This window comes from Nonomuraea zeae (genome assembly GCF_005889725.1).
Classification (GTDB): Bacteria; Actinomycetota; Actinomycetes; order Streptosporangiales; family Streptosporangiaceae; genus Nonomuraea; species Nonomuraea zeae.
In genome coordinates this window covers 1-3,060 of record NZ_VCKX01000569.1, presented here as the reverse complement: position 1 = coordinate 3,060, position 3,060 = coordinate 1, and the positions used below count along the sequence as shown (strand labels likewise).

At 66.8% G+C, this 3,060-nt stretch carries 3 protein-coding genes; 1 reads left to right on the top strand and 2 read right to left on the bottom strand.

The window, feature by feature from the left end:
• Positions 1–233 precede the first annotated feature (233 nt).
• Positions 234–842 carry a dihydrofolate reductase family protein gene (locus ETD85_RS61240; protein ID WP_206059631.1) on the bottom strand — a complete coding sequence of 203 codons (609 nt, stop codon included), beginning with the start codon at positions 840–842 and terminating at the stop codon, positions 234–236.
• Positions 843–1,340: 498 nt separating this feature from the next.
• On the opposite strand from ETD85_RS61240, the gene ETD85_RS61235 reads away from it, so the two are divergent.
• Positions 1,341–2,138 carry an arginase family protein gene (locus tag ETD85_RS61235; protein WP_170247490.1) on the top strand — a complete coding sequence of 266 codons (798 nt, stop codon included), beginning with the start codon at positions 1,341–1,343 and terminating at the stop codon, positions 2,136–2,138.
• Between the two features lie 327 nt (positions 2,139–2,465).
• Here the strand turns inward: ETD85_RS61235 and ETD85_RS61230 are convergent, their stop codons facing one another.
• Entirely contained in the window at positions 2,466–2,948 is a 483-nt protein-coding gene (locus tag ETD85_RS61230; RefSeq protein WP_170247489.1) for an NlpC/P60 family protein, read from the bottom strand.
• Positions 2,949–3,060: the final 112 nt, after the last annotated feature.

The following is a 3,060-nucleotide window of genomic DNA, read 5'->3' as shown; positions in this document are numbered from 1 at the left end:
CCACCACCCCGGCCCCGCCCACGCGCCTGGAGACGTCGGTGAGCCGGTCGCAGGACAGTGATAGCCGGATCCTGGCAATGCCGGTCAGGCAAGGGCGGTGACGGTCAGGTCGTGGCGGCGGCGGTGGCGGGAGCGGTGGCGGCCAGGTCAGGTCGTGGCGGGGGCGGCCAGGTCGTGGCAGTGGCGGTGGTGGTCAGGCAAGCGCGGTGGTGAACGTCGCTTCGCGGGTATCTTTACTGCTCGTTCTGAGGAAGGTGGGCCTTGGCGTCCTCGTAGGAGGCGCCGCCGGACACCTCAGCGGGCTTGTAGACCAGATACAGCACGCCCGTGGTGAACGTCTCGGAGCTGATCAGCTCCAGCGGGACGGAGGTCTCCCCCTCGTCGAACAGGCGCTCACCCTTGCGGACGGCGATCGGGTGCACCAGCAGGTGCAGCTCGTCCAGCAGCCCCACGGCCAGCAGCTGGCGGATCACCGAGACCGAGCCGCTCATGGCGATGCGGCCGCCCGGCTCCTTCTTCAACGCCGTCACTGCCTCGACCAGGTCGCCCTGCAGGAGCTCAGAGTTCCGCCAGGTGAACTCCAGAGGCTGACGGGACACCACGACCTTCCGCGCGTCGCCGAGCGTCTTCGCGTAGCCGGCGTCCTCGCCGCCCTCGGCCTCCCGCTCCGGCCACGCTCCGGCGAAGCTGTCATAGGTCTTGCGCCCCAGAAGGAGGGTGTCGGCCGTCTGTGCCGTCACAGCGGCGCCCATCTCGTCGTTGAAGTACGGGAAGTGCCACTCCGCCGGGTCCTGGACGACTCCGTCAAGCGAGATGAACAGGCTTGCGACGATCTTCCTCATGATGCTTCTCCATGGAAGGGGTGAGGCCGTCCGGCCTCGCCGTTCTGATGTGTCCGTAGTCTCGCGAGACCGGCTTACGGATTTCTTAAGATCTCGCTTCGGACGGGACGGCTACAAGGACGCACGCGCGACGGGGTCCCGTCCGAGTGATGGATCAACGATCTCCTCGCGCCTTGCCTGACAGGCGAGCAGGGCTGCGCGGGCCAGAACTCACACCGTTCTCTGCGGGACGCGACCATGCGCGACAGGTGTCCCGCCGAGGGGCGGACGCACAACGACCTGAAGATGGTGGGTCGGCTCTGGCGGCGGGCATCGCGTGATCAGCGGCGCTTCCAGAAGGTCGGAGGCCCCTGTGATCGTGGTGGTGGGGGTCGCCCCCTCCGGCTCGCTCGAGCCGCTTGAAACGATTGGTTTGTCCACAGGCGCTTCGATTTTTGGTCTGGTTGAGCTGTGATTGTGTGTGGTTGCGGTATCTGAATGGTTTGCGAGGAGGATGCGTTGTCCGAGGTCACGGTTGTCGAGGTGCCGCAGTGGCGCGGGTCTGGGGCGCGTACGGCGGAACGGTTGCGGGAAGGGGCCCGGCTGCTCGCCGACATGGTGAAGGCGGATCGCCGAGTGCGGGTCGATGTCGATGACGACCTGGTCAGCACCGCCGCCAAGATCCGCGCGGCGGTTTCTCAGGTGGATGACGGACTGCTGGTCACTGCGGGCGGGGATTGCGGCGTCGAGCTGGAGCCGGTCGCCGCGGCGCGGAAGCGGCACGGGGATCGGCTGGTCGTTGTCTGGTTCGATGCTCATGGGGACCTGAATACGCCCGGTTCTTCGCCTTCTGGGGCCTATCACGGGATGGTGTTGCGGGCGCTCACGGGAGAAGGGCCCGAGGGGCTGGTGGCTGGGGAGCCGGTGAGCACTGGGCGGATCGTGCTGGCCGGGGTCCGGGACCTTGACGCGGCTGAGGCGGCGTTCGTCGAGGCTCATGGGGTGCGCCATCTTTCTGCAGTGGACGCCGATGCACTGCTGGAGGGGATCGAGGAGTCGGGGCCGGCTGATGGGGAGGTCGCTGTCTACGTGCATATCGACTTCGATGTGCTCGATCCGACGATCTTCGAGAGTGTGGGGTGCCCCACGCCTGGGGGGATGCGGCCTCATCAGCTCCTTGATTTGGTTCGTGCGGTTGCCGGGCGGTTCGAGGTGGCTGGGCCGGCGCTCATGGAGTATGAGCCCTCGCGGGTGGAGGATCAGGAGCTTCTTTCCGGGCTGGTGGGGGAATTGGTGGCGGCTTGCGCTAAAAGGTGAGTCGCTCTGCTCTCATCAACATGAGTCCAGGTCCGGGTCCTAGTGGAGGGGTCGAGGTCGGGTCCGGACGTCGGGGTCGGGGTCCGTATGTCGGAGTCGGGTCCGCACGTCGCAGTCGGGTCCGGGTGGGGCTCCAGATCCGGATGGTGGGCTTGGGCCCCGGTTTGGGTTCGGGCCCGGCGCTCGGCACTTTGACGCGAGGTTCGGCGCTTGGGATCAAAGGTGAACTCAGGTCCGGCGTCCGGCGTTCGCGGTTCGCGGTTCGGCGTTCGGGCTGACCTACGGGGCCGGCGTACGGGGCCGGGTGATGCCTTTGGTGGGGTTGGGTCAGCCTGGGCGTACGGCGCCGCGGAAGGCGGTGCGGAAGTAGGACGAGGTCAGGAAGTTCGTCTTTCTCACCACGTCGCCGGTCTTCGGGGCGTGGATCATGAGCCCTCCGTGGAGGAAGAGGGCCACGTGGGTGGGGTCGCCGGTGCCGCCGCCGAAGAAGAGCAGGTCGCCCATGCGTCTCGCACGCAGGGCGATCCTGCGGCCCTGGCGGAACTGGGCGCCTGTGTAGTGGCTGAGTCTTACGCCCGCTCTGGACCAGGCGTAGAGGGTCAGGCCGCTGCAGTCGAAGCCTCTGGTTCTTGCACCCCTTCCGATGCCTAGGGTGGGGCCTTTCGCCGAGCCGCCGCCCCAGGAGAAGGAGACGCCCAGTTGGTCCAGGGCCGCGGCGGCGGCGATCTTGCCTTTGGTGGTGCCGGTCAGGAGGGCGGTGTGCTGCTTGGCGGGTGCAGGTGCAAGGGCTGAGGCCTGACTCTTATACACATCTCCGAGCCCACGAGACCCTAAGACAGCTCGTATGCCGCCTTCTGCACGAAAAAAAAGAGTTCCTTATCGCAACCTCCAAGATTTTTTGGTAGGAGTGGTGAAGGCAGCG